This is a genomic window from Dyadobacter flavalbus, assembly GCF_006149045.1.
Lineage (GTDB): Bacteria > Bacteroidota > Bacteroidia > Cytophagales > Spirosomataceae > Dyadobacter > Dyadobacter flavalbus.
In genome coordinates this window covers 625,743-647,575 of record NZ_VBSN01000027.1, presented here as the reverse complement: position 1 = coordinate 647,575, position 21,833 = coordinate 625,743, and the positions used below count along the sequence as shown (strand labels likewise).

The window sequence follows — 21,833 nt, the reverse complement described above, 5'->3', positions numbered from 1 at the left end:
CCTATTAGATAGCAACACTTTCAGTCCTTCCCTTTACTCGTCCGGACTTCATCAATCCCTCATATCTACGCATCAACAAATAACTTTCTACCTGCTGCAAAGTGTCAAGAACAACTCCAACCATAATCAAAAGGGAAGTTCCTCCAAAGAAGTGAGCAAAATCTGTTGAAATTCCAAGTAGGCTTGCAAAAGCTGGTAAAGTTGCAACTATGGCTAACATCAAAGAACCAGGGAAAGTAATTCTGTCCAATATAGAGCTTATATATTCCGAGGTTTGTTGACCGGGCTTAACTCCTGGTATAAAACCACCTCCTCTTTTCATATCGTCAGCAATCTGTTGCGGATTAACTGAAATAGCCGTATAAAAAAAGGTGAATATTATAATCAGTACAGCAAAAAGCAGATTATACTGCCAAGTGGTATAATTAGCAAAAATCGTAGCAACATTACTTGCAAAGTCACTTTTTTCAGCAAAATAGGATGCTCCTAAGGACGGGATAAACATAAGAGCCTGAGCAAAGATTATCGGCATAACTCCTGCTGCATTAAGCTTCAAAGGAAGATATTGCCTTTGCCCGCCCATAACCCTGTTGCCAACAACTTGTTTTGCATACTGAATTGGAATCCTCCGGACTGCTTGGGTAAGCATCACTGCTCCCATTATTACAAAATACAATGCAACTATTTCCAATACAAACAACAAAATCTGTCCGCTGCCTCTGGAAACAAATTCCTTATATATAGCACCCGGAAACCTTGAAACAATGCCAATCATAATTAACATTGAAATACCGTTGCCAATTCCCTTATCTGTAATTCTTTCTCCCAGCCACATGCAGAACATGGTTCCTGCTGTAAGTACGAAAACAGAAGAAATAGAAAACAAACTTCTAGATACAAGTAGCGCCTCATCGGGAACTGTTGTATTTAGGTATGCTGTACCTTGTACGAGTGTTACAATAATTGTAAGTACTCGTGTTATCTGATTAAGCTTTTTACGGCCTGACTCTCCTTCTTTCTGCATCTTTTGAAAATACGGCAATGCCATAGTCAAAAGTTGTATTGCAATAGAAGCAGAAATGTAAGGCATGATACCTAATGCAAAAATGGAAGCCTTGCTAAAAGCTCCACCAAGAAAGGTATCTAATAACCCTAGTAACCCCTGAGTTGAAACATTCATTTGATCGGGTTCAACACCAGGTAAAGCTACGTAAGATCCCAAACGGAAAATCGTTATAAACAAAAGAGTATTGAGAATACGAGTTCTCAATTCCTCAATTGCAAATATGTGTTTTATAGTATCTAAAAATCGCTTCATTTCGTGGGCTTACATTAGCTTTGTAAACTATATCTCATGTTGAGGGAAAGCACGATTATAATTTAACCGCTTTCCCACCTGCTTTTTCAATAGACTCGATAGCAGATGCAGAAAAACCATTTGCCTGTATTTCTACTGCCATAGAGATTTCACCACGATTCAAGATTTTAACTAAATCGTTCTTTGCGCACAAGCCATTTTCACGAATTAAATCCATAGTAACTACACTAACATTTAATTTCTGTGCTAAAGACTGTATCGCATCAAGATTAAGTGCTTTATACTCAACCCGGTTAATATTATTGAAACCGAATTTAGGTAAGCGGCGCTGAAGTGGCATTTGACCTCCTTCAAAACCTACCTTACGGCTGTAACCTGAGCGAGATTGAGCTCCTTTATGTCCACGTGCTGAAGTACCACCTTTTCCGGAGCCCTGACCACGTCCAACTCGCTTTCCAACTTTAATGGAGCCGGCAGCCGGTTTTAATGAACTAAGATTCATGTTAATAAGTTTATTAAATTTCTTCGATTTTGACCAAATGGCTAACTTTACGGATCATACCCGCAATAGCATCGCTGTTTTCCTTTTCAACTGAACGATTTATCTTGCCCAATCCTAGTGCCTTGATAGTCAGCTTTTGTCTTTCAGGACGATCAATGGTACTCTTGATTTGTGTAATGCGTACTTTTGACATAATTACTTTAAATAAAGGAAATCCCAAGATTATCCGTTAAACACTTTTTCCAATTTAACGCCTCGTTGAAAAGCTATCTGATGAGGTGCCCTCATTTTTAAAAGTGCATCAATAGTAGCCTTAATAACGTTATGCGGATTAGAAGATCCTTTTGATTTTGCAAGGACATCTTTGATTCCCGCACTTTCCAAAACAGCCCGCATCGGACCTCCTGCCAAAACTCCTGTTCCCGGAGCAGCAGGTTTGATAAGAACAAATCCACCACTAAATTTACCTTCCATTTCATGGGGAACAGTGTGCTTCAACATTGGAATCTGAATAAGATTCTTTTTGGCATCATCAATTCCTTTAGCAATGGCATCCGTAACTTCATTCGCTTTACCCAAGCCGTAACCAACTACTCCATTTCCATCACCAACTACGACAATAGCGGAAAAGCTAAAACGACGACCACCTTTTACTACTTTTGCTACCCGATTGATTGCTACAACGCGTTCTTTCAAGTCAGATTCGTTAACCTTAGAAGGTTTTGTATTTGTAGACATAGTCTTTGTTATACTTAGAATTTCAGGCCACCCTCACGAGCTCCTTCGGCCAATGCTTTTACTTTACCATGATACAAATATCCGTTACGATCAAAAACAACCGTTTGAATACCTGCTTGTTGTGCTTTTTCAGCTATTTTCTTTCCAACTTGAAGAGCAACATCAATATTTGAGTTTTCTTTTCTGCCTCCAAGATCAACGGATGATGCACTTGCTAGAGTAACACCATTGATATCGTCAATAATTTGCGCATAAATACTAGTGTTAGATCGGAATACAGATAATCTTGGACGCTCTGAACTTCCTTTAACTTTCTTACGAATATGGTATTTTAATCGCTGTCTTCTGTCTGCTTTAACGGTAGCCATTTTTAATCTTATCTAATTTGTTTATAACATTTTAGTGGCTACGCACTATTTTTTAGAAGCTGACTTACCAGCTTTACGTCTAATCACTTCGCCAACGAATCGAATACCTTTACCTTTGTAAGGTTCAACTTTACGTAGTGATTTGATCTTGGCAGCCACAGAACCTATCAGCTCCTTATCGATTCCCTCTAAAATTACTTTTGGATTTTGTCCCTTTTCAGAAGTAGTTGATAACTTAATTTCTTCAGGAATCGCCATAAAAATATTATGGGAGTATCCCAACTGCAACTCGAGAACATTATTGGCTGCACTGGCTTTATAACCTACACCAATAATTTCTAGCTCTTTTTTATATCCTGCATGAACACCAATGATCATGTTATTGATCAATGATCTGTACAAACCATGCAATGCTTTATGCCGCTTTTGCTCCGTTGGTCGCTTTACTTTGATCTCGCTACCTTCAATCTCAACGCTGATATCACTATCGACAACTTGAGAAAGTGTTCCCTTAGGCCCTTTAACAGAGACTACATTGCCATCTGCAACTGAAACAGATACACCACTTGGCAATATTATAACCTTATTTCCTATTCGTGACATTTCCTGAATAACTTTAAAATATTAATACACGAAACATAACACTTCACCACCTACATTAAGCGTCTTAGCTTCTTTATCTGTCATTACTCCTTTGGAAGTAGAAATAATAACAGTTCCTAAACCGCCAAGAACACGTGGGAGCGTTGATGAACCTGAATATTTACGAAGTCCAGGCTTACTAACTCTCTCCAATTTGACAATTGCAGATTGCTTAGTCACAGGGTTATATTTCAATGCAATTTTGATTGTACCCTGAGGACCTACTTCGTCAAATTTATAACTCTGAATATACCCTTTATCAAAAAGTACTTTAGTTATTTCTTTTTTTATGTTGGATGCAGGTATCTCAACAACCCTGTGCTTCGCTTTGATAGCGTTTCTGAGTCTAGTCAGATAGTCTGCTATGGGATCCGTTAACATTTTTATGCCTAGTTTAAACACCCCCTGAAACGGGAGTGCAAAGTTAAGTAATTGAAATCAGAATTGAAAGTATTCCTACCAACTTGATTTTGTAACACCTGGAATTTTTCCGTCAGAAGCCATTTCTCTGAAACAAACTCTTGAAATTCCGAATTTTCTCATATAACCACGAGGTCTTCCAGTAATTTTACATCTATTATGTAAACGAACAGGTGAAGAATTACGAGGTAGTTTATCTAATCCAATCCAATCACCGGCAGCTTTCAATTTCGTACGCTTTTCAGCAAATCTCACTACCAACTCTTGTCTTTTTCTCTCCCTTGCTTTAACTGATTCTTTTGCCATTTCGATAAATATCTTATATTGAATATTATCCTTGTTTATTCGCGTTTGAAAAAGGCATACCCAGCGCTTTTAGCAGCTCGTAACTTTCTTCATCCGAGTTTGTTGATGTAACAAACGTAATGTCCATACCGGTAATTTTACTTACCTTTTCTATACTGATCTCAGGAAAGATAATTTGTTCTTTTACACCGAATGTGTAATTACCTCTTCCATCAAAACCTTTATCGCTAATACCTTTGAAGTCACGAACACGAGGCATAGCTATTGACGTAAGGCGGTCCAGAAATTCATACATTCTGTCTCCACGCAATGTTACTTTTGCACCAATAGGCATGTTTTCTCTTAACTTAAAGTTAGAAACAGCCTTTTTAGAGATGGTAGCAACAGCTTTCTGACCAGTTATCTGACTTAATTCGTCAACGCCAATATCCACTAATTTCTTATCTGCAACAGCAGCTCCGATACCTTTGTTAATAACGATTTTTGTCAATCGCGGAACCTGCATAATTGACTTGTACTGAAACTTGTCTTTCAGCTGAGAAACAATTTCTCCTAAATACTTTTCTTTTAATCTTGGCTGTGCCATTTTCAAAATTGTTATCGTGGATTACCGACCCACCCTTAAATAATAATTCTTAAAGCTTAGCTAATTATTAAAGAATATTTCCGGTTTTCTTGGAATATCTTTGCAATTTGCCTTTATCGTCCGCTTTACGGCCAGTTCTTGTTGCTTCACCGGTTTTTGGATCCACAACCATCAGGTTACTGATGTGTATAGCTCCTTCGCGTTTTTCAATGCTACCTTGCGGGTTTTGTGCGTTTGGCTTTACATGTTTGGTAATCATGTTTACACCTTCCACTGTAGCTCTTAATTTTTCAACAAGAACTTTCTTGATCTTTCCTGTTTCACCTTTTGCATTTCCGGAAATTACCTTAACTGTATCTCCGCTGCGAACATGCAATTTTGCAGGTGCTTTTTTATTTTTACTTTCCATTGAGGTAATTTCTTATCAGTTAAAGAAATACTTAATATCTTTATTTCTTATAACACTTCAGGTGCTAATGAAACAATCTTCATGAATTGCTTCTCACGCAGCTCTCTTGCGACAGGGCCGAATATACGGGTTCCACGTGGCTCATCATTGTTATTTAACAAAACTGCAGCATTATCTTCAAACCGGATATATGTACCATCTTTGCGTCGAACTTCCTTTTTAGTTCTTACTACAACAGCTTTGGATACTGTTCCTTTTTTCATGTTGCTCGAAGAAAGAGCAGATTTAACTGTAACGACGATCTTATCGCCTACTGATGCATAACGTTTGCCGGTTCCACCAAGTACACGTATTACAAGTACTTCCTTGGCACCACTATTATCCGCTACTGACAGTCTTGATTCTTGCTGTACCATAATTACTTCGCTCTTTCAAGGATTTCTACTAATCTCCAACGTTTGTTCTTGCTAAGCGGACGTGTTTCCATTACACGAATCGTGTCACCTATCCCAACCTGATTGGTTTCATCATGCACCATTAATTTGGTAGTTTTAGTCATAAACTTACCATATTTGGCATGCTTCACTTTACGTTCAACAGTGATTACACAGGATTTCTCCATTTTGTTACTCACTACTTTGCCTATTCTTTCTTTACGTAAATTTCTTACTGTTGCCTCCATTGTTTCTAAACTGATTTACTGTTGGTTACTTTTAGCCGACAGCTCGGTTAAGAGTCTTGCAATTTCCTTACGCGAAGTCCGAATACGCAAAGGGTTTTCAATTGGTGAAATTGCATGTGCAAATTTCAACCTTAATAAGCGTTCTCTCTCTTGCGCAATCTGCTCTTTGAGCTGATCTTGCGATAGATCCTTTATTTCTTTACTAGTCATTGCTTAAAATAATTAATGTTCTTAATACTTAAGGACTAACTCTGTTCCTGATAATCCCTGCGTACCACGAACTTTGTTTTGATTGGCAACTTTTGTGCAGCCAAGCGCAATGCTTCATTTGCTGTATCCAGTGCAACACCTGTTGCTTCAAATATGATCGTTCCGGGTTTAACAGGAGCTACCCAATACTCAGGAGCACCTTTACCTTTACCCATACGAACTTCAGCAGGTTTCTTTGTAATCGGTTTATCAGGAAATATTCTAATCCAAACCTGACCTTCGCGTTTCATAGCACGAGTTACAGAGATACGGGCTGCTTCAATCTGGCGTGCTGTTAACCAACCTGGTTCCAATGCTTTAATAGCAAATGATCCGAATGCGATTTCATGTCCACGAGTTGCCAGACCGTTATATGACCCCTTTCCTTTTTGTTGCTTGCGAAATTTTGTCCTTTTCGGCTGTAACATGATTCAAATCTATTTATACCTGTAAAACAGGAAAATGTCTGATTACTTCTTCTTGTTCTTATTTCTTTTGCGACGATCAGCTTCGCTGTTGCCTCCACCACCTTCGCCACCACCTGGGCGCGCACCGTCACCACGGCCTCCGCCTCTTCTGTCTCTGCCTCCACGATCATTACCTGGACCAGCATTACGTTCGTTTCCGCCACGTTCCGCTCTGTCAGATGCTGCAGTTGCAGCACTAGGAGTAAGATCACGTTTACCGTACAACTCACCTTTAAAAATCCACACCTTAATACCTATTTTTCCATAGATAGTTTGTGCTTCAGAAATTGCATAGTCAATATCTGCTCTTAAAGTATGAAGTGGAATTCTACCTTCTTTGTACTCTTCTGTACGAGCCATTTCAGCACCACCTAGACGGCCAGCAAGACGAATTTTAATTCCTTGAGTTCCCACACGCATAGCAGAAGCAATGGATTGTTTCATAGCCCTGCGGTAAGAAATACGAGCTTGTAGTTGTTGCGCTATTGCTTCTCCTACCAACTTGGCATCGATTTCAGGACGTTTGATTTCATAGATATTAATCTGAACGTCTTTTCCTGTAATCTTTTTAAGCTCTTCTTTAATTTTATCAACTTCACTACCACCTTTACCAATTACTATACCTGGACGGGCAGTATGTATAGTAAGAGTAATGCGCTTTAAAGTTCTTTCAATAACTACTTTGGAGATTGATCCTTTTGGGATACGTGCTTTGATGTAGTTTCGGATTTTTTCATCTTCAACCAGCTTGTCAGAGAAGTCTTTGCCTCCATACCAACTTGACTCCCAACCTCTAACAATTCCTAGTCTCAGACCTATAGGATTTACCTTTTGTCCCATTCGATATAGATCGTTTACTTATGATTCAGTATTAACTGCTTGTTTATCTTCACTTACAATAGCAGTCGATGCATCATCAATAACTATTGTAATATGATTTGAACGCTTGCGAATTCTATGTGCTCTACCTTGAGGAGCAGGGCGAAGACGCTTTAACATACGTCCACCATCTATAAAAATGGTTTTTACAACGAGATCAGAGTCTTCCAACTTAGCATCTTCGTTTAATTGTTGCCAATTTGCAACTGCAGAAAGCAAAACTTTATGCAAAACAGGCGAAGAAGCTCTTGGTTGAAACTTCAAAAGCGCTAGTGCTTTGCTGACCTTCTGTCCGCGAATCATGTCGGCTACTAGTCTCATCTTGCGAGGAGAAGTAGGTACATCCTTTAATATAGCTCTTGCTTCCATGTTCTTTCAGATATAGGCTTGTTCTTTAAGAACCAGCTCTAGACGACTAATTATTTTCTTCCTTTATCTTTTTTAGCAGTATGACCACGGAAATTACGTGTAGGAGAAAATTCACCCAGTTTATGACCTACCATGTTTTCCGTAACATATACAGGTATGAATTTATTTCCATTGTGTACTGCAAATGTATGCCCGATAAAATCAGGCGATATCATTGAGCGCCGAGACCAAGTCTTTATTACCGATTTCCGGGATGCGCTGTTCATGACCTGAACTTTGTTTTCCAGACGAAAATCTATATATGGTCCTTTTTTTAATGAGCGTGCCATGTTATTATATTATTTTTTACGACGGCTGATAATCAATTTCTCGGAATGCTTGTTGCGGTCACGTGTCTTAAGACCTTTTGCAAATTGACCATTTCTAGAACGAGGCTGACCTCCTGAAGAACGGCCTTCACCACCACCCATCGGGTGATCAACAGGGTTCATTGCAACACCACGAACGCGTGGACGACGACCTAACCAACGTCTGCGACCTGCTTTTCCAAGTGCTACATTCATGTGACTTGCATTGGAAACTGTTCCTACTGTTGCAATACATGTAGAAAGGATCATCCGCATTTCACCAGAAGGCATTTTCAAAACCGCATATTTACCTTCACGTGCCACAAGCTGAGCATAAGCTCCTGCACTACGTGCAAACTGACCACCTTTGCCAGGAGTTAATTCTATGTTATGTACGATTGTACCAATAGGCATAGCACTAAGAGGAAGCGCATTTCCTACTTCTGGAGCTACAGAGCTTCCTGAAACAATTACCTGGCCTACTTTTAAGCCATTAGGTGCAATGATATATTTTTTCTCATCATCCTCGTACTGCACTAGCGCGATACGGGCAGAACGGTTTGGATCATACTCAATAGTCAAGACCTGAGCCGGTGCATCAAAATGATTTCTTTTAAAATCAATTACACGATACTTCCTTTTATGACCACCTCCTATATGACGCATGGTACGATGTCCCTGGCTATTCCGACCACCTGTTCTTTTGATGGTCTCCAGAAGACTCTTTTCAGGTTTCGCAGTAGTTATCTCCTCGAATGTAGGAGCTGAGCGAAAACGCTGACCAGCACTTGTTGGTTTTAATTTTTTAACTGCCATTTGCTATTATCTCTTCAAAGATTTTGATCGCCCAACTATTTTTATGCTTCACCGTAGATATCGATGATTTCACCTTCAGCTACAGTTACAATAGCTTTTTTGATAGTTGAAGTCTTTCCACTTACAAATTTTCCACCCGATGTACGGGATTTGCTTTTACCAATGCTCCGCATTGTATGTACACTTTCTACAGTAACCCCGAACAGTTTCTCAATAGCTTTTTTAATCTCTACTTTATTAGAAGTAAGAGACACCTCAAAAGCGTATTTTCCTTGACCACCCTGAGCCGTTACCTTTTCGGTTATTATCGGACGTTTCAGTACACTCATTGTTATTTGTTCAATTGGGTTTCCAAAATAGATAGTGCAGATTCGCTTATCAGAAGACGATCCGCATACATTAGATCATAGGTATTTACTGCATCAACCGTCGTAACCTTGGCTTTTGGAATGTTACGGCTGGACAGATAAACATTGCTGTCAACAGTTGGAAGAATCAGTAATGTTTTTGTATTCACCAATGCAAGTGAATTTAAAACATTTAGGTACGACTTAGTCTTTGGAGCATCAAAAGTAAATGCTTCTAGAACTGAAATAGCATCAGATTTAGCTTTGGCTGAAAATGCAGATTTACGAGCTAATGCCTTTACTTTCTTATTAACTTTAAAACCATAGTCACGTGGTCTTGGTCCGAATATACGGCCACCTCCTACAAATACCGGAGATTTAATGCTACCGGCACGAGCTCCACCTGTTCCTTTTTGACGTTTGATTTTACGTGTTGAATGATTAACTTCTGCACGCTCTTTTGATTTGTGTGTTCCCTGACGTTGGTTAGCCAGGTATAACTTCACATCGAGATAGATCGCGTGGGTATTGGGTTCTATGCCGAAAATCTCTTCTGACACATTTACCTTTTTACCGGTATCTTCTCCTTTAATATTAATTACGGATAGTTCCATTGGTACTATTTCTCAATGATTAGAAAAGAATTCTTTGAACCAGGTACTGAGCCACTCACAACTAATAGATTTTGCTCAGGAATAACTTTCAGAATACGTAAATTCTGAATTTTTACACGATTGTTACCCATACGTCCACCCATGCGAATACCTTTGAATACGCGTGACGGGAATGAACAAGCACCAATCGAACCTGGGTGACGCGCTCTGTTGTGCTGACCGTGCGTCTGACCTCCCACCCCGGCGAATCCATGACGTTTTACAACACCCTGAAAACCGCGGCCTTTTGCAGAACCCACAACGTCAACAAACTCGCCTTCTTCAAAAATATCCGTAACAGATAATGAAGTTCCAAGTTCATGTTCCACTTCAAACTCCTTAAACTCAACCAGTTTTTGCTTGGGAGTTGTATTGGCTTTTTTGAAGTGGCCAATCAGCGGTTGAGAAGAATTTTTTTCTTTCTTTTCTCCAAAACCTAATTGAATAGCCTTATAGCCATCCTTATCTTCGGACCTAACTTGTGTTACAACACAAGGACCAGCTTGAATTACAGTACATGCCAGAGCCTGCCCGTCAGCATTGTACAAACTAGTCATTCCGATTTTCTTACCAATTAAACCAGACATGTTTTGAAATTAAAATTAGCAGGTAAAACCCTTATTCTTTAAAACGGACTGCAAAGGTATGAAATCAAATTCAAGCATCCTAACAGTACAAAAATATTTCTCGCTGATAATCAGCAAAAAAGGTCAGATGATTTGAACCATCTGACCTCGGATTCGAATAACTGTTGAATGCGCAATGAAGCACATGCATTCAATTGTTTCTCTGAGCTCAGATGTGGTTTCCGGAAAGGACCTTCATCCAATTTATATTTTTGGTCTAATTGATAGACCCTTGCTGACTATACTTTGATTTCTACATCAACACCACTTGGTAATTCAAGCTTCATCAATGCATCAACAGTTTTTGCACTTGTAGAAAAAATATCTACCAAACGCTTGTAAGTACAAAGTTGAAATTGCTCACGTGATTTCTTGTTAACGTGTGGAGAACGAAGAACTGTGAACTTTTCAGTTTTTGTTGGTAAAGGAATTGGACCGCTGACAATGGCACCAGTTGCCTTTACAGCCTTAACAATTTTCTCAGCTGACTTATCAACCAGATTGTGGTCAAAAGAGCGAAGCTTAATACGGATTTTTTGATTCATCTTATTTTATTATTTCCGGTTCTGAGAACATTTGAACGAAACAAGTTTCGACAATCCGCCTGCGAAAGAACCATTTACTTCGCAAGCCTCTATATAAAAATGATTTGCTGTCAGTATGAAACCAACGGCAAATCATTTCATTTACGCTTTAACTAAACCTTTTGCCTTTTCAATTACCGTTTCAGCAATGTTGTTAGGAACGATCTCGTAGTAAGCAAATGTCAGAGATGCAGTTGCACGACCTGAAGACATTGTACGAAGGTCAGTCACATATCCAAACAATTCAGAAAGAGGTACATCGGCTTTGATAACTTGTGCACCATTACGAGAATCCATTCCTCTCATGATACCACGGCGACGGTTAAGGTCACCAGTGATAGGTCCGGTATATTCATCAGGAGTAAGAACTTCAACATGCATAATCGGTTCCATTAGTTTAGATCCTGCATGACGGGCAGCTTCTTTAAAACCTAATTTAGCAGCAAGTTCAAAAGATAGTGAATCTGAATCGACATCGTGGAATGAACCATGGAATAAACGAACTTTCATTGAATCCAATGGATAACCAGCCAAAGCACCGTTAATCATTGCTGCTTCAAAGCCTTTTTGAACAGGCTGAATAAATTCGCGGGGAATAGCTCCACCCACGACTTCATTTACAAACTGCAAACCGGTTTTTGGTTCTTTTCCTTCTTCATTGTCGTCACGTGGTCCGATTTCAAAAACGATATCGGCGAATTTACCACGGCCACCAGTTTGTTTTTTATAAACTTCACGGTGCTCAAAGTTCTTGGTCAAAATCTCTTTGTAAGCAACCTGTGGAGCTCCCTGGTTTACTTCAACTTTAAATTCACGACGCATCCGGTCAATGATAATTTCCAGGTGAAGCTCGCCCATTCCTTTAATGATCGTCTGACCTGTTTCTTCGTTACTTTCAACCTGAAGTGTCGGATCTTCTTCGATCAATTTTGTAATAGCCTTAGAAAAGTTATCGCTGTCCGCAGCTTTCTTAGGCTCAATAGCATAACCAATTACCGGTTCCGGGAATACCATTGATTCCAGAATAATTGGTGCTTTTTCATCAGATAATGTATCTCCGGTCTTAATATCTTTAAAACCAACCACAGCTCCGATGTCACCTGCTTCCAGCTTATCAATCTGATTTTGCTTATTAGCATGCATCTGGAATATACGTGAAATACGTTCTTTGTTTCCTGAACGGTTGTTTAAAACGTAAGAACCGGATTCCAATACGCCTGAGTAAGATCTGATAAAGCAAAGACGTCCTACGTATGGGTCCGTTGCAATTTTAAATGCCAATGCACAGAAAGGATCTTTTTCAGAAGGCTGACGGCTAATTTCGTCGCCTGTACGAGGATCTGTTCCGATAATGCTTTCGCGATCCAGAGGAGATGGTAAAATAGCCATCACATAGTCAAGCATTGTCTGCACGCCTTTGTTTTTGAAAGAAGAACCACAAACCATAGGAACAATTTTCATGCTAATGGTCGCAGCACGCAACGCAGCAAGAATTTCATCTTCTGTAATGGAGTTCGGATCTTCAAAATATTTCTCCATCAATGTATCATCGAATTCAGCAACTGCTTCAAGCAATTTTTCTCTCCACATCGTTGCTTCCTCAACCATATCATCCGGAATAGGAACTTCGGTAAAAGTCATTCCCTTATCAGCTTCGTTCCATTCAATTCCACGGAAGTTAACCAAGTCAACAACACCTTTGAAGGAATCTTCTGCACCGATAGGCAATTGAAGAGGAACAGCGTAGCTGCCCAGCATTTCTTTTACCTGAGTACAAACTTTAAGGAAGTCAGCACCGGAACGGTCCATTTTGTTTACGAATCCGATACGTGCTACGTTATAGTTGTTAGCCAAACGCCAATTGGTTTCCGACTGCGGCTCAACACCATCAACAGCGCTGAAAAGGAAAACAAGACCATCCAATACACGAAGTGACCGGTTTACTTCAACAGTAAAATCCACGTGACCAGGCGTATCAATGATATTGATATGATACTTCTCGTTACGATAGTTCCAGTTAACCGTTGTTGCAGCAGATGTAATGGTAATACCACGCTCCTGCTCCTGCTCCATCCAGTCCATTGTTGCGGCACCATCATGTACCTCACCAATTTTATGGCTTACCCCTGCGTAATAAAGGATACGCTCCGTTGTGGTCGTTTTACCCGCATCAATGTGCGCAGCAATACCAATGTTTCTTGTTAATCTTAAATCACGTGCCATGACAGATGGTGATGTGTTATATTATATTCGATGTGCAATTCAATCAGAAGCATGAACTTTTGAAAGCAATTCAACTGAGCACTTTCAAAAATTCAGAGCGCAAAAGTATTAATTATTAGTTACAAAAACAATTCTGTAAAAGTTATTTTTTTCATAAATCCGCTGAATTACAAAAACTTTACTTCAATTGAATTAACTTTTCAATGCTGACTTCTTAATTAGCATAACAGCAGGTTGTATGTCAGCTATCGATTCACTGCCGTTTCAATGCTTGATGCAACTTAAATCTTCAGTGCTGTTTTGTGATGCTATATAAAAAAGCCGGATTCTGTATTGCAGAATCCGGCTTGATATGAATAACCCGTAGTTCCTAGAACCTGAAATGCGAGAATGCTTTGTTTGCATCTGCCATACGGTGGGTATCGTCTTTCTTTTTAACGGCAGCTCCTTCACCTTTTGCAGCTGCAATGATTTCACCTGCAAGGCGATCAACCATTGTTTTTTCTCCACGCTTGCGTGAATAGTTGATCAACCATTTCATTCCAAGAGACTGCTTACGCTCCGGACGTACTTCGGTTGGGACCTGGAAAGTAGCACCACCTACACGACGGCTTTTTACTTCCACAGAAGGAGTTACATTGTTAAGTGCTTTTCTCCATGTTTCCAGGCCGTTTTCACTTGTTTTTTTCTCAACAAGTTCCAGTGCATCATAGAAAATGGTAAATGCAATGCTTTTCTTTCCTTCAAACATCAGGTTGTTAACAAACTTTGTAACCTGTACGTCCCTGAATTTCGGATCAGGAAGGATATATCTTTTCTTTGGTTTCGACTTTCTCATTTTGTCTTAAATATTTACACGAGGTTTCGTTTTGCAACTTATTCACCCCGGACAAACTCCGGGATTACTTCCCTTTTATCAGATTAATTCCTTAATAAAAGCAGAGAGAGTTACTTTTTATTTTTTCTTACCTTTTGTTGGCGCTGCTGCAACCTGTCCTGGCTTCGGACGCTTGGCACCATATTTCGAACGGCGTTGCTTACGTCCGTTTACACCTGCAGTATCCAGTGCACCACGAATGATGTGGTAACGAACACCCGGCAAATCCTTAACACGGCCGCCACGGATCAATACGATCGAGTGCTCCTGAAGGTTGTGACCTTCTCCAGGAATATATGCGTTAACTTCTTTATTGTTTGAAAGACGCACACGGGCAACTTTACGAAGCGCCGAGTTCGGTTTCTTTGGCGTTGTCGTGTACACGCGGGTACATACACCCCTACGCTGAGGGCAGGAATCCAAAGCCGGCGACTTTGATTTCCATGTAATGGTCTCTCTACCTTTACGGACTAATTGTGAAATAGTTGGCATTTAACAAATTGATTTTGACTTGGTTAATAAACCAGTCTATTGTTCTATAAACAGTTTTCCCGAAAAATCGGAGTGCAAAAGTAACAGACTGAGCTTGATTTACAAAACGTTAGTATTTTTTTTTACAAGAAAGTCTGAAACCAACGGGATATTGATTAAAAACTGTTGTAAACTCCTATATTGCTTGCTGCACGGCCAAACCGGATACCTGCCGTAAATGTTTATTTGACATAATAAAAATCTTGGTGCATCATATCCATAATTTTATTTCCAAACGTTAGTTTATTAGTATTGTCATTCAAAGCCCTTATACGCGTCGAATCGTTTGTTTTTATACTTTACATTATGAAACTTTTACGGAGTAATTATACCCTCGTATTTTATCTTTTCACCATCAGTATCTACTTGTCCGGCTGCAATTCGGCGATGCAAGCCTACAAAGACGGACAAAAGAAATTTGCCAACGGAGAATATGATCTGGCCATAAAAGGGTTTCAAAAGGCAGCTGAGGAAAATGTTGAACCTGTACAAACCAATTATCTGATTGCAGAGTCCTACAGGCTTTCAAACCGCTTCAAGGAAGCCATTCCTTATTACAAAAAAGCAATGGAAGGCGGCTTAAATAACTTTGATGCACAGTTCCAGTATGCTTATGCACTGAAAACTGCCGGTCAGTATGACGAAGCCGCAAATCAGTTTGCGTTGCTGTCCAAAATGACTAACGTTCCCCAGAATCTGCAGGAAAGAGCAACACGGGAAATTGAAGTTCTTAAAATTGTAGATCGTTTGAAAACCGAGAAAACCAACGTGGAACTGAAAAGCATCCCGCTTAATACGGCCGCATCCGAGTTTTCACCGGCTGTTTTGGGAAATGAACTTGTATTTTCTTCCTCCAAAAAAGAAAAGATATATAAAAATAACGGTCAGCCCATGCTCGGTTTGTACAAAGTATCCATCTCGGAAAATGCAGGATCAACGCAGGGAACGCCGGTTTTATTAAGTAAGGATATTTTTGATGCGGATGCAAATGAAGGTTCGCCCGCGTTTTCTCCGGATGGCAAAACGCTTGTGTTTGCACGCGGAAACACCGGCAAAAAGAAAGGAACTGCAGACGTAGATCTTTATCTAAGCCGTAATGTAAACGGACAGTGGACTGTTCCGGCTATTCTGCCTATCAACGATTCCCTGGCATGGGACGGATCGCCTGCGTTTTCCCGCGATGGCAAAACGCTTTATTTTGCTTCCAACCGGGCCGGCGGTGCAGGCGGAATTGATCTTTACCGTACCAATATGGATGCTTCCGGACGTTTCAGCAAGCCTGTAAATATGGGCAAGGACATCAACACGGCTGGCGATGAAATGTTTCCGTATGTAGCGGAAGGCGGCAAGCTTTACTTTGCTTCTGACGGACATCCCGGCCTGGGCAAGCTTGACCTTTTTTCAGCCACACGCTCGCAAGGTGTCATTTCCATTGAAAATCTGGGATTGCCGTTCAACAGTCCGCAGGATGATTTCGGGCTGGTGTTTTATCAGAATCAGAACAAAGGGTTTTTCTCTTCTAATCGCGAAGGCGGAAAAGGTGACGATGATATTTATTATTTTGCTGCACCGGAAGAAGAAGATACTACGACAATTGCAAAAAACTCGGATCCAAACGATCCGCTTAACCCGAATAATCCGAAATACATCAATGGAAAGCCAAAGGTTGTAAGATACTTCCTTGCAGGAAACGTAGTGGCCAACGATCAGGCTTTTACACCAATTGATTCAGCAACCGTACGCATCCTTCCGGATACTTCGGATATTCAGATCAGCGAGTTGCCTACGAATGCAGAAGGAAAATTCGGCAAACAATCCGTTGAAGAAGGCAAATCTTACACTTTGCTTGTGCAGAGAAAAGGCTTTATCAGTAAAAGAGAGCCGTTTTCCATGGACGGACGCGCCATACCGCCTATTTTCCTGACCAAAGAACTTACGGATACGACTTTCAATGTAACGATCCGCCTTGACAAACTGGAACTTAACAAGACGTTTGTTCTCGAAAATATTTACTACGATCTGAATAAATACAACATTCGTCCGGATGCTGCTGTTGAACTGGATAAGCTCGTCCAGATCCTGAAAGATAACCCGACCATGAAAATTGAACTCAGTTCTCATACGGATGCACGTGCAACGGACGCCTACAACATGACTTTATCCCAAAACAGAGCGGAATCAGCCGTTTCTTACCTGAATTCAAAAGGCATTGATGCAGATCGGATGATTGCAAAAGGCTATGGCGAAAGAGAACTGATTGTTCCGAATGCCAAAACCGAAGAGGAACATCAGCGTAACAGAAGGACGGAATTTACAATTCTGAGTTACTGACAAAGTACATTGCTCTAAAAAGCCCGTTTTCAGGTAAAAAATCCCGGGAACGGGCTTTTTGATTAACGCCAAAGCCAAATTTTGTATACTTGCAGCTTTTATTTTCAGGCTTTCAGCATATACAAGTTTACATAAATGGCTCAACAACGCATTATTTACTGGTTCAGAAATGATCTGCGGTTACAGGACAATGAAGCATTGTGTTCCGCAGTCGAATCTGCCAAAGAAATTGTCCCGGTCTATGTTTTTGATCCGAGGCAATTTGAAAATACACGCTTTGGCTTCCGTCGTACGGGCGCGTTGCGCGCTCAGTTTCTGATCGATTCTGTAACGGACCTCAGAAATAATCTTCAGAAAAAAGGAGGAAATCTATTGGTAAGGATCGGCGATCCTGAAAAGATCGTTTCACAGCTGGCAGAAGATTACAATGCCGAATATGTATATACAAGCAAGGAAATTGCGCCTCAGGAAACAAATGTAGAATCCCAACTGAGCAAAAACCTGAAATTGATCAATATTGATATCAAACTGTTCTGGATGGACACTTTGGTTCATGCTGTTGACTTACCCTTTCCGATATCAAAACTTCCCGCTGATTATGCCGGTTTTGTCAGTCAGATCAAAGATAACCTGAGAGTTACAGAACCGTTTCCTGAAATCGGCAAGATTACATTACCGGCACAATATGATGCCGGCTTCATTCCAACAGTATCCGGCCTGGGAATTAACGAAAATGAAATTCCTGTTTCAGATGATCAATCAAAGATATCTTTTGGCGGCGAAACGGCTGCATTAAAGGTATTTGACGAATTTATAAAAGATTACATTCTTAACGACAAAAATCCGGGAACAAACGATTCCATTACCGATTCACGCATTTCGGACTGGCTGTCTGTCGGCAGTATTTCCGCACGTTACATTTATCATCACATCAAAAGTGCTCAGGCCGATTCGCTGAAAATTGAAGCGACAATAAACAATTTGCTGACGAGGGATTATTTTCACTGGACTTTACTGCGTTACGGTCCGAGGTTGTTCAAACCAAGCGGTATAAAACACGATTTCAGCAAGCAATGGGCCAATGATAATGATCTTTATGAAAAATGGATCAACGGGCAAACGGATGATGAACAGGTGAATGCCATTATGAAAAAGCTGATTTCGGAAGGATACCTTACCTTGTCAGAAAGAGAACATGCAGCCAGCTATCTTGTCAACAATTGGGGCGTAAACTGGACATGGGGCGCCATGTACTTCGAGAGCCATCTTATGGATTATGAGGTTTCTGTAAACTGGGGAAGATGGAATAATGTCGCAGGCGTTGGCGTGGAATGACTTTTTTCCGGCTATAAGTTTTAAATGCGGCAGAAATCGGCTAATTACCGGCAGTGTAATAATTTTTAAAGATTTCGCTAGCTTTGGACAACTTTGAACAGTACAATTCATTAATTCTAAACTAAATACAAAATGTCAAAAGGACTGATTGCAGTTATAGTCGTAGCTATTATTCTTGGGTTTGTTGGCTGCGGTAAATATAATGGCCTCGTACAAAAGGATGAAGTTGTAAAAGAATCATGGGCAAGAGTAGAAAGTCAGTATCAGCGCCGGGCAGACCTTATCCCGAACCTGGTCAATACAGTAAAAGGAGCTGCGGACTTTGAAAAAAGTACATTGACGGCAGTCATTGAAGCGCGCAGCAAAGCGACACAAACGACCATTGATGCAGGCAGCCTTACGCCTGAAAACATTGCAAAATTCCAGGGTGCGCAGGATCAGCTGAGCGGAGCACTTTCGCGGTTGCTTGTATCCGTAGAACGTTATCCGGAATTGAAGGCCAATCAGAACTTTCTGGAACTTCAGGCGCAGCTGGAAGGAACAGAAAACAGGATTACAGTCGCCAGAAATGATTTCAATACCGTCGTAAAAGATTACAATCAGGAAGTACGCACATTCCCGACAAACCTGTTTGCAGGCGTGTTCGGATTTGCACAGAAAGGTTATTTTACTGCGGCAGCTGGTTCGGAAAGAGCTCCGTCCGTACAGTTTTAACAATTACTGAATCTCCGGACATTGTTCCGGAGATTCGCTTTACAACCCGGCAGATTACATTTTCTGTTCAAACATCTTACATTTCCGATGGCAACCGAATCACTTTTTCTGACAGAAACGGAACAGCAACGCATAATAGAAGCAATTCGTGAAGCTGAAAAACAGACTTCAGGTGAAATAAGATTGCATATTGAAAAAAAATGTCAGACAACGGATGTAATGGAAAGGGCCAAACAGGTTTTTCTGCTGCTGAAACTGGATCAGACAAGTGAACGAAACGGTGTTTTGTTTTACCTCGCTTATGAAGACCGCAAGTTTGCCGTGCTTGGCGATAAAGGTATTAATGAAAAAGTCCCGGCGGGTTTTTGGGACAGCACAAAGGAACTGCTGCGCCAGCATTTTTCAAGAGGTCTGTTTCTTGACGGACTTTGTCTGGGAATAGAAGAAGCAGGATTACAACTCAAGAAGCATTTCCCTTACAGCACGAATGACATCAACGAACTGCCGGACGATATTTCGTTTGGTTAATGAATCTATGAATAAATTCCTCTTTTATACCTTCCTGTTATCTTTTGTCCTGATAAAAGCCGTTGGCCAGGATATTCCGCCTAGGCCGGTGCCGCCAAAACTGGTCAATGACTTTGCAAATCAGCTCAATGCAACCGAAGAAGCGCAGCTTGAACAAAAACTTGTTGCATATAATGACTCTACTTCTTCCCAGATTGTCATTGTTGTTGTTCCGACAACCGGCGATTATCCTATTGCTGATTACGCTTTTAAAATCGGTCGGGAATGGGGCGTCGGACAAAAAGATAAAGACAACGGAATTGTGTTGCTGTGGGCATCTACGGACAGGAAAATTTATATAAGTACCGGTTACGGAATGGAAGGCGCGATTCCGGATGCCGTAGCCAAGCGGATCATATCACAGGTAATTGCCCCGCGCTTCAAAAATGCCATGTATTATCAGGGCCTGAGTGAAGGTGTTGATATGATTTTCAAGTATGCAACCGGAGAATACAAGGCAGATCCGCGTGAAAACAATAGTGAGGATTCTTTCCCATCGTCCTATATTTTCATAATTATATTTATCATTATTCTGATCGTGATGTTCCGGAACCGTAACAGCGGTGGCGGAAGAGGCGGAAGAGGCGGTTTCGGAGGTTTTGGAGGACCAATCTTCTGGCCTTATACTACACATACCGGCGGCGGCAGTTTCTCAGGAAACTGGGGCGGAGGCGGCGGAGGCGGAGGTGGCTTCGGCGGATTCGGAGGCGGAAGTTTCGGAGGCGGTGGCGCCGGCGGTGATTACTAGCCATCCGATTCAGCTTGACAATATTAAAAAACTCCATTGCCCTTCATTGGCAATGGAGTTTTTTATGCTTCTGACGCTGTATTTCAAACGTATATAGCTGGCATAATTTTTTGACCAGTGCATTGATAGCAAGCAAATAACCTGAACAACTTTATGGAAAAGAAAAACAATACCGGTTTATTGGTCGGCCTCATCGTAATGACAATTCTGGCCGCTGTTTTCGGATACCTGTATTATAATGAACGAAGTATCAATGCAAAGCAGGCAACCGATCTGGAAACACGCGTTACAGAACTGGCAAATGCCGAAATAAAGCTGGATTCTATTTCAAAACAACTGGATGCTAGAATTCTGGAAGTACAGGGACTCGGCGGCGATATTGAAGAGTTACAAAAAGTAAGAGCTTCACTGGAAAATGACCGCATTGCACTTCGCAAAGGCAATGTTACACTAGGCCGGAAAGTAAGGGAGTATGAAGCATTTCTGACAAAGAAAGACGAAGAAATTGCCCGGCTCAGAGAAGAAAACCAGCAGCTTATCAGTCAGAATGAAACATTGGTGCAGGCAAAAACCGAACTGGAAACCAGCAAGCAGGCAATCAGTGATTCGCTTAGCGGTGTTATCTCCAGAAATACCGAGCTGGAATCAAAAGTCACAACGGCAGCAGCCCTGAGAGCACGCAATGTCAAGATATATGCTATTTCTTCCAAAGGCAAAGTGCGGGAAGGTGAAAACGTAAAATCCAGAAAAATAGACAAGATCAGGGTTGACTTTATTCTGGAAAAGAATCCTCTGACTGCACTGGATAATAAAACGGTTTACATGCGGATCATTGATCCTTCCGGTGCGACCATATCGGATACAAAAACCGGTTCCGGCGTTTTTGATTACAATGGCCAGGAACAGGGATTCACGATCAGCAAGGAAGTCACTTACAGCAACAATAATCAGGATGTAAGCATTTTGTACGACCGAAACGCTGCATTTCCGTCGGGAAATTACAAGATTGAACTTTATTCCGAAGGTTTTCCAATCGGCGAAGGCTCGTTTTCCGTCAAGTAGCCGTACTATCTTTTAAACATCCTGAAAGCGGTAACCGACATACAGTCGGGTTACCGCTTTTATTTTATAACTCAATAAATATTTATTCATATTCCCTATCTTGCGCGATAAAATAATCAACTCAATTACCTGAAATA

At 40.8% G+C, this 21,833-nt stretch carries 31 protein-coding genes; 6 read left to right on the top strand and 25 right to left on the bottom strand.

From position 1 onward, the window contains the following. Positions 1-4: 4 nt before the first annotated feature. The 25 genes from secY to rpsL form a co-directional block, all read right to left on the bottom strand. Positions 5-1,318 carry a preprotein translocase subunit SecY gene (gene secY / locus FEM33_RS07980; protein ID WP_139011519.1) on the bottom strand — a complete coding sequence of 438 codons (1,314 nt, stop codon included), beginning with the start codon at positions 1,316-1,318 and terminating at the stop codon, positions 5-7. 55 nt (positions 1,319-1,373) lie between these two features. After that, entirely contained in the window at positions 1,374-1,820 is a 447-nt protein-coding gene (rplO, locus tag FEM33_RS07975; protein WP_139011518.1) for a 50S ribosomal protein L15, read from the bottom strand. 13 nt (positions 1,821-1,833) lie between these two features. Then, complete coding sequence (rpmD, locus tag FEM33_RS07970) at positions 1,834-2,013, bottom strand: 50S ribosomal protein L30 (RefSeq protein WP_139011517.1); 180 nt, start codon at positions 2,011-2,013, stop codon at positions 1,834-1,836. A gap of 29 nt (positions 2,014-2,042) precedes the next feature. Beyond that, positions 2,043-2,558: a 30S ribosomal protein S5 gene (gene rpsE, locus FEM33_RS07965; protein WP_138282771.1), complete on the bottom strand. Its 516-nt coding sequence runs from the start codon at positions 2,556-2,558 to the stop codon at positions 2,043-2,045. Between the two features lie 14 nt (positions 2,559-2,572). Next, on the bottom strand, positions 2,573-2,926 hold the full coding sequence (rplR, locus tag FEM33_RS07960) for a 50S ribosomal protein L18 (protein WP_139011516.1): 354 nt from the start codon (positions 2,924-2,926) through the stop codon (positions 2,573-2,575). 45 nt (positions 2,927-2,971) lie between these two features. Further along, positions 2,972-3,529, bottom strand: coding sequence for a 50S ribosomal protein L6 (gene rplF, locus FEM33_RS07955; RefSeq protein WP_139011515.1), 558 nt, complete (start codon positions 3,527-3,529; stop codon positions 2,972-2,974). A 21-nt stretch (positions 3,530-3,550) separates the two neighbouring features. Beyond that, on the bottom strand, positions 3,551-3,949 hold the full coding sequence (gene rpsH, locus FEM33_RS07950) for a 30S ribosomal protein S8 (RefSeq protein ID WP_031528740.1): 399 nt from the start codon (positions 3,947-3,949) through the stop codon (positions 3,551-3,553). A gap of 75 nt (positions 3,950-4,024) precedes the next feature. Continuing rightward, on the bottom strand, positions 4,025-4,294 hold the full coding sequence (rpsN, locus tag FEM33_RS07945) for a 30S ribosomal protein S14 (RefSeq protein WP_138282768.1): 270 nt from the start codon (positions 4,292-4,294) through the stop codon (positions 4,025-4,027). A 25-nt stretch (positions 4,295-4,319) separates the two neighbouring features. Further along, complete coding sequence (gene rplE / locus FEM33_RS07940; RefSeq protein WP_139011514.1) at positions 4,320-4,880, bottom strand: 50S ribosomal protein L5; 561 nt, start codon at positions 4,878-4,880, stop codon at positions 4,320-4,322. A gap of 67 nt (positions 4,881-4,947) precedes the next feature. Continuing rightward, on the bottom strand, positions 4,948-5,289 hold the full coding sequence (gene rplX / locus FEM33_RS07935) for a 50S ribosomal protein L24 (RefSeq protein ID WP_139011513.1): 342 nt from the start codon (positions 5,287-5,289) through the stop codon (positions 4,948-4,950). 47 nt (positions 5,290-5,336) lie between these two features. Continuing rightward, the gene (rplN, locus tag FEM33_RS07930) at positions 5,337-5,705 is read right to left on the bottom strand and encodes a 50S ribosomal protein L14 (RefSeq protein WP_026631237.1); all 369 of its coding nucleotides are present in this window, start codon (positions 5,703-5,705) and stop codon (positions 5,337-5,339) included. 2 nt (positions 5,706-5,707) lie between these two features. Next, positions 5,708-5,971 (bottom strand): 30S ribosomal protein S17, encoded by a 264-nt coding sequence (gene rpsQ / locus FEM33_RS07925; protein WP_139011512.1) that lies wholly within the window; start codon positions 5,969-5,971, stop codon positions 5,708-5,710. Positions 5,972-5,986: 15 nt separating this feature from the next. Further along, on the bottom strand, positions 5,987-6,181 hold the full coding sequence (rpmC, locus tag FEM33_RS07920) for a 50S ribosomal protein L29 (protein ID WP_139011511.1): 195 nt from the start codon (positions 6,179-6,181) through the stop codon (positions 5,987-5,989). Positions 6,182-6,216: 35 nt separating this feature from the next. Beyond that, on the bottom strand, positions 6,217-6,648 hold the full coding sequence (rplP, locus tag FEM33_RS07915) for a 50S ribosomal protein L16 (RefSeq protein WP_139011510.1): 432 nt from the start codon (positions 6,646-6,648) through the stop codon (positions 6,217-6,219). Positions 6,649-6,690: 42 nt separating this feature from the next. Next, positions 6,691-7,527 carry a 30S ribosomal protein S3 gene (rpsC, locus tag FEM33_RS07910; RefSeq protein WP_139011509.1) on the bottom strand — a complete coding sequence of 279 codons (837 nt, stop codon included), beginning with the start codon at positions 7,525-7,527 and terminating at the stop codon, positions 6,691-6,693. An 18-nt stretch (positions 7,528-7,545) separates the two neighbouring features. Beyond that, entirely contained in the window at positions 7,546-7,935 is a 390-nt protein-coding gene (gene rplV / locus FEM33_RS07905; protein WP_138282761.1) for a 50S ribosomal protein L22, read from the bottom strand. A 50-nt stretch (positions 7,936-7,985) separates the two neighbouring features. After that, entirely contained in the window at positions 7,986-8,264 is a 279-nt protein-coding gene (gene rpsS, locus FEM33_RS07900) for a 30S ribosomal protein S19 (RefSeq protein WP_138282760.1), read from the bottom strand. 9 nt (positions 8,265-8,273) lie between these two features. Next, entirely contained in the window at positions 8,274-9,098 is an 825-nt protein-coding gene (gene rplB / locus FEM33_RS07895; protein WP_139011508.1) for a 50S ribosomal protein L2, read from the bottom strand. 41 nt (positions 9,099-9,139) lie between these two features. Then, entirely contained in the window at positions 9,140-9,427 is a 288-nt protein-coding gene (rplW, locus tag FEM33_RS07890; RefSeq protein WP_025764313.1) for a 50S ribosomal protein L23, read from the bottom strand. Positions 9,428-9,429: 2 nt separating this feature from the next. Then, complete coding sequence (gene rplD, locus FEM33_RS07885; protein WP_139011507.1) at positions 9,430-10,059, bottom strand: 50S ribosomal protein L4; 630 nt, start codon at positions 10,057-10,059, stop codon at positions 9,430-9,432. 5 nt (positions 10,060-10,064) lie between these two features. Then, positions 10,065-10,685, bottom strand: coding sequence for a 50S ribosomal protein L3 (gene rplC / locus FEM33_RS07880; protein WP_139011506.1), 621 nt, complete (start codon positions 10,683-10,685; stop codon positions 10,065-10,067). A gap of 278 nt (positions 10,686-10,963) precedes the next feature. Next, positions 10,964-11,269: a 30S ribosomal protein S10 gene (rpsJ, locus tag FEM33_RS07875; RefSeq protein WP_026631228.1), complete on the bottom strand. Its 306-nt coding sequence runs from the start codon at positions 11,267-11,269 to the stop codon at positions 10,964-10,966. Positions 11,270-11,410: 141 nt separating this feature from the next. Next, a complete protein-coding gene (fusA, locus tag FEM33_RS07870) occupies positions 11,411-13,531 on the bottom strand; it encodes an elongation factor G (protein WP_139011505.1) in 2,121 nt (706 codons plus the stop codon). Between the two features lie 370 nt (positions 13,532-13,901). Beyond that, positions 13,902-14,369 (bottom strand): 30S ribosomal protein S7, encoded by a 468-nt coding sequence (gene rpsG / locus FEM33_RS07865; RefSeq protein ID WP_138282754.1) that lies wholly within the window; start codon positions 14,367-14,369, stop codon positions 13,902-13,904. A gap of 117 nt (positions 14,370-14,486) precedes the next feature. Beyond that, complete coding sequence (gene rpsL, locus FEM33_RS07860) at positions 14,487-14,900, bottom strand: 30S ribosomal protein S12 (protein ID WP_026631225.1); 414 nt, start codon at positions 14,898-14,900, stop codon at positions 14,487-14,489. 345 nt (positions 14,901-15,245) lie between these two features. On the opposite strand from rpsL, the gene FEM33_RS07855 reads away from it, so the two are divergent. From FEM33_RS07855 to FEM33_RS07830, 6 genes are all read left to right on the top strand, one after another. Next, a complete protein-coding gene (locus FEM33_RS07855) occupies positions 15,246-17,270 on the top strand; it encodes a CHU_0125 family OmpA-like outer membrane integrity protein (protein WP_445438727.1) in 2,025 nt (674 codons plus the stop codon). 135 nt (positions 17,271-17,405) lie between these two features. Beyond that, entirely contained in the window at positions 17,406-18,605 is a 1,200-nt protein-coding gene (locus tag FEM33_RS07850; protein WP_139011504.1) for a deoxyribodipyrimidine photo-lyase, read from the top strand. Positions 18,606-18,737: 132 nt separating this feature from the next. Beyond that, positions 18,738-19,319 (top strand): LemA family protein, encoded by a 582-nt coding sequence (locus FEM33_RS07845; protein ID WP_139011503.1) that lies wholly within the window; start codon positions 18,738-18,740, stop codon positions 19,317-19,319. 87 nt (positions 19,320-19,406) lie between these two features. Then, a complete protein-coding gene (locus tag FEM33_RS07840) occupies positions 19,407-19,847 on the top strand; it encodes a TPM domain-containing protein (RefSeq protein ID WP_139011502.1) in 441 nt (146 codons plus the stop codon). 7 nt (positions 19,848-19,854) lie between these two features. Beyond that, positions 19,855-20,634 (top strand): TPM domain-containing protein, encoded by a 780-nt coding sequence (locus tag FEM33_RS07835; RefSeq protein WP_139011501.1) that lies wholly within the window; start codon positions 19,855-19,857, stop codon positions 20,632-20,634. A 153-nt stretch (positions 20,635-20,787) separates the two neighbouring features. Then, positions 20,788-21,696 carry a DUF8428 domain-containing protein gene (locus FEM33_RS07830; RefSeq protein ID WP_139011500.1) on the top strand — a complete coding sequence of 303 codons (909 nt, stop codon included), beginning with the start codon at positions 20,788-20,790 and terminating at the stop codon, positions 21,694-21,696. Positions 21,697-21,833 lie beyond the last annotated feature (137 nt).

Excerpts from the sequence above, each read along its gene's own strand:
- secY (WP_139011519.1), bottom strand. The coding sequence starts at position 1,318 with ATGAAGCGATTTTTAGATACTATAAAACACATATTTGCAATTGAGGAA.
- rplO (WP_139011518.1), bottom strand. The coding sequence starts at position 1,820 with ATGAATCTTAGTTCATTAAAACCGGCTGCCGGCTCCATTAAAGTTGGA.
- rpmD (WP_139011517.1), bottom strand. The coding sequence starts at position 2,013 with ATGTCAAAAGTACGCATTACACAAATCAAGAGTACCATTGATCGTCCT.
- rpsE (WP_138282771.1), bottom strand. The coding sequence starts at position 2,558 with ATGTCTACAAATACAAAACCTTCTAAGGTTAACGAATCTGACTTGAAA.
- rplR (WP_139011516.1), bottom strand. The coding sequence starts at position 2,926 with ATGGCTACCGTTAAAGCAGACAGAAGACAGCGATTAAAATACCATATT.
- rplF (WP_139011515.1), bottom strand. The coding sequence starts at position 3,529 with ATGTCACGAATAGGAAATAAGGTTATAATATTGCCAAGTGGTGTATCT.
- rpsH (WP_031528740.1), bottom strand. The coding sequence starts at position 3,949 with ATGTTAACGGATCCCATAGCAGACTATCTGACTAGACTCAGAAACGCT.
- rpsN (WP_138282768.1), bottom strand. The coding sequence starts at position 4,294 with ATGGCAAAAGAATCAGTTAAAGCAAGGGAGAGAAAAAGACAAGAGTTG.
- rplE (WP_139011514.1), bottom strand. The coding sequence starts at position 4,880 with ATGGCACAGCCAAGATTAAAAGAAAAGTATTTAGGAGAAATTGTTTCT.
- rplX (WP_139011513.1), bottom strand. The coding sequence starts at position 5,289 with ATGGAAAGTAAAAATAAAAAAGCACCTGCAAAATTGCATGTTCGCAGC.
- rplN (WP_026631237.1), bottom strand. The coding sequence starts at position 5,705 with ATGGTACAGCAAGAATCAAGACTGTCAGTAGCGGATAATAGTGGTGCC.
- rpsQ (WP_139011512.1), bottom strand. The coding sequence starts at position 5,971 with ATGGAGGCAACAGTAAGAAATTTACGTAAAGAAAGAATAGGCAAAGTA.
- rpmC (WP_139011511.1), bottom strand. The coding sequence starts at position 6,181 with ATGACTAGTAAAGAAATAAAGGATCTATCGCAAGATCAGCTCAAAGAG.
- rplP (WP_139011510.1), bottom strand. The coding sequence starts at position 6,648 with ATGTTACAGCCGAAAAGGACAAAATTTCGCAAGCAACAAAAAGGAAAG.
- rpsC (WP_139011509.1), bottom strand. The coding sequence starts at position 7,527 with ATGGGACAAAAGGTAAATCCTATAGGTCTGAGACTAGGAATTGTTAGA.
- rplV (WP_138282761.1), bottom strand. The coding sequence starts at position 7,935 with ATGGAAGCAAGAGCTATATTAAAGGATGTACCTACTTCTCCTCGCAAG.
- rpsS (WP_138282760.1), bottom strand. The coding sequence starts at position 8,264 with ATGGCACGCTCATTAAAAAAAGGACCATATATAGATTTTCGTCTGGAA.
- rplB (WP_139011508.1), bottom strand. The coding sequence starts at position 9,098 with ATGGCAGTTAAAAAATTAAAACCAACAAGTGCTGGTCAGCGTTTTCGC.
- rplW (WP_025764313.1), bottom strand. The coding sequence starts at position 9,427 with ATGAGTGTACTGAAACGTCCGATAATAACCGAAAAGGTAACGGCTCAG.
- rplD (WP_139011507.1), bottom strand. The coding sequence starts at position 10,059 with ATGGAACTATCCGTAATTAATATTAAAGGAGAAGATACCGGTAAAAAG.
- rplC (WP_139011506.1), bottom strand. The coding sequence starts at position 10,685 with ATGTCTGGTTTAATTGGTAAGAAAATCGGAATGACTAGTTTGTACAAT.
- rpsJ (WP_026631228.1), bottom strand. The coding sequence starts at position 11,269 with ATGAATCAAAAAATCCGTATTAAGCTTCGCTCTTTTGACCACAATCTG.
- fusA (WP_139011505.1), bottom strand. The coding sequence starts at position 13,531 with ATGGCACGTGATTTAAGATTAACAAGAAACATTGGTATTGCTGCGCAC.
- rpsG (WP_138282754.1), bottom strand. The coding sequence starts at position 14,369 with ATGAGAAAGTCGAAACCAAAGAAAAGATATATCCTTCCTGATCCGAAA.
- rpsL (WP_026631225.1), bottom strand. The coding sequence starts at position 14,900 with ATGCCAACTATTTCACAATTAGTCCGTAAAGGTAGAGAGACCATTACA.
- FEM33_RS07855 (WP_445438727.1), top strand. The coding sequence starts at position 15,246 with ATGAAACTTTTACGGAGTAATTATACCCTCGTATTTTATCTTTTCACC.
- FEM33_RS07850 (WP_139011504.1), top strand. The coding sequence starts at position 17,406 with ATGGCTCAACAACGCATTATTTACTGGTTCAGAAATGATCTGCGGTTA.
- FEM33_RS07845 (WP_139011503.1), top strand. The coding sequence starts at position 18,738 with ATGTCAAAAGGACTGATTGCAGTTATAGTCGTAGCTATTATTCTTGGG.
- FEM33_RS07840 (WP_139011502.1), top strand. The coding sequence starts at position 19,407 with ATGGCAACCGAATCACTTTTTCTGACAGAAACGGAACAGCAACGCATA.
- FEM33_RS07835 (WP_139011501.1), top strand. The coding sequence starts at position 19,855 with ATGAATAAATTCCTCTTTTATACCTTCCTGTTATCTTTTGTCCTGATA.
- FEM33_RS07830 (WP_139011500.1), top strand. The coding sequence starts at position 20,788 with ATGGAAAAGAAAAACAATACCGGTTTATTGGTCGGCCTCATCGTAATG.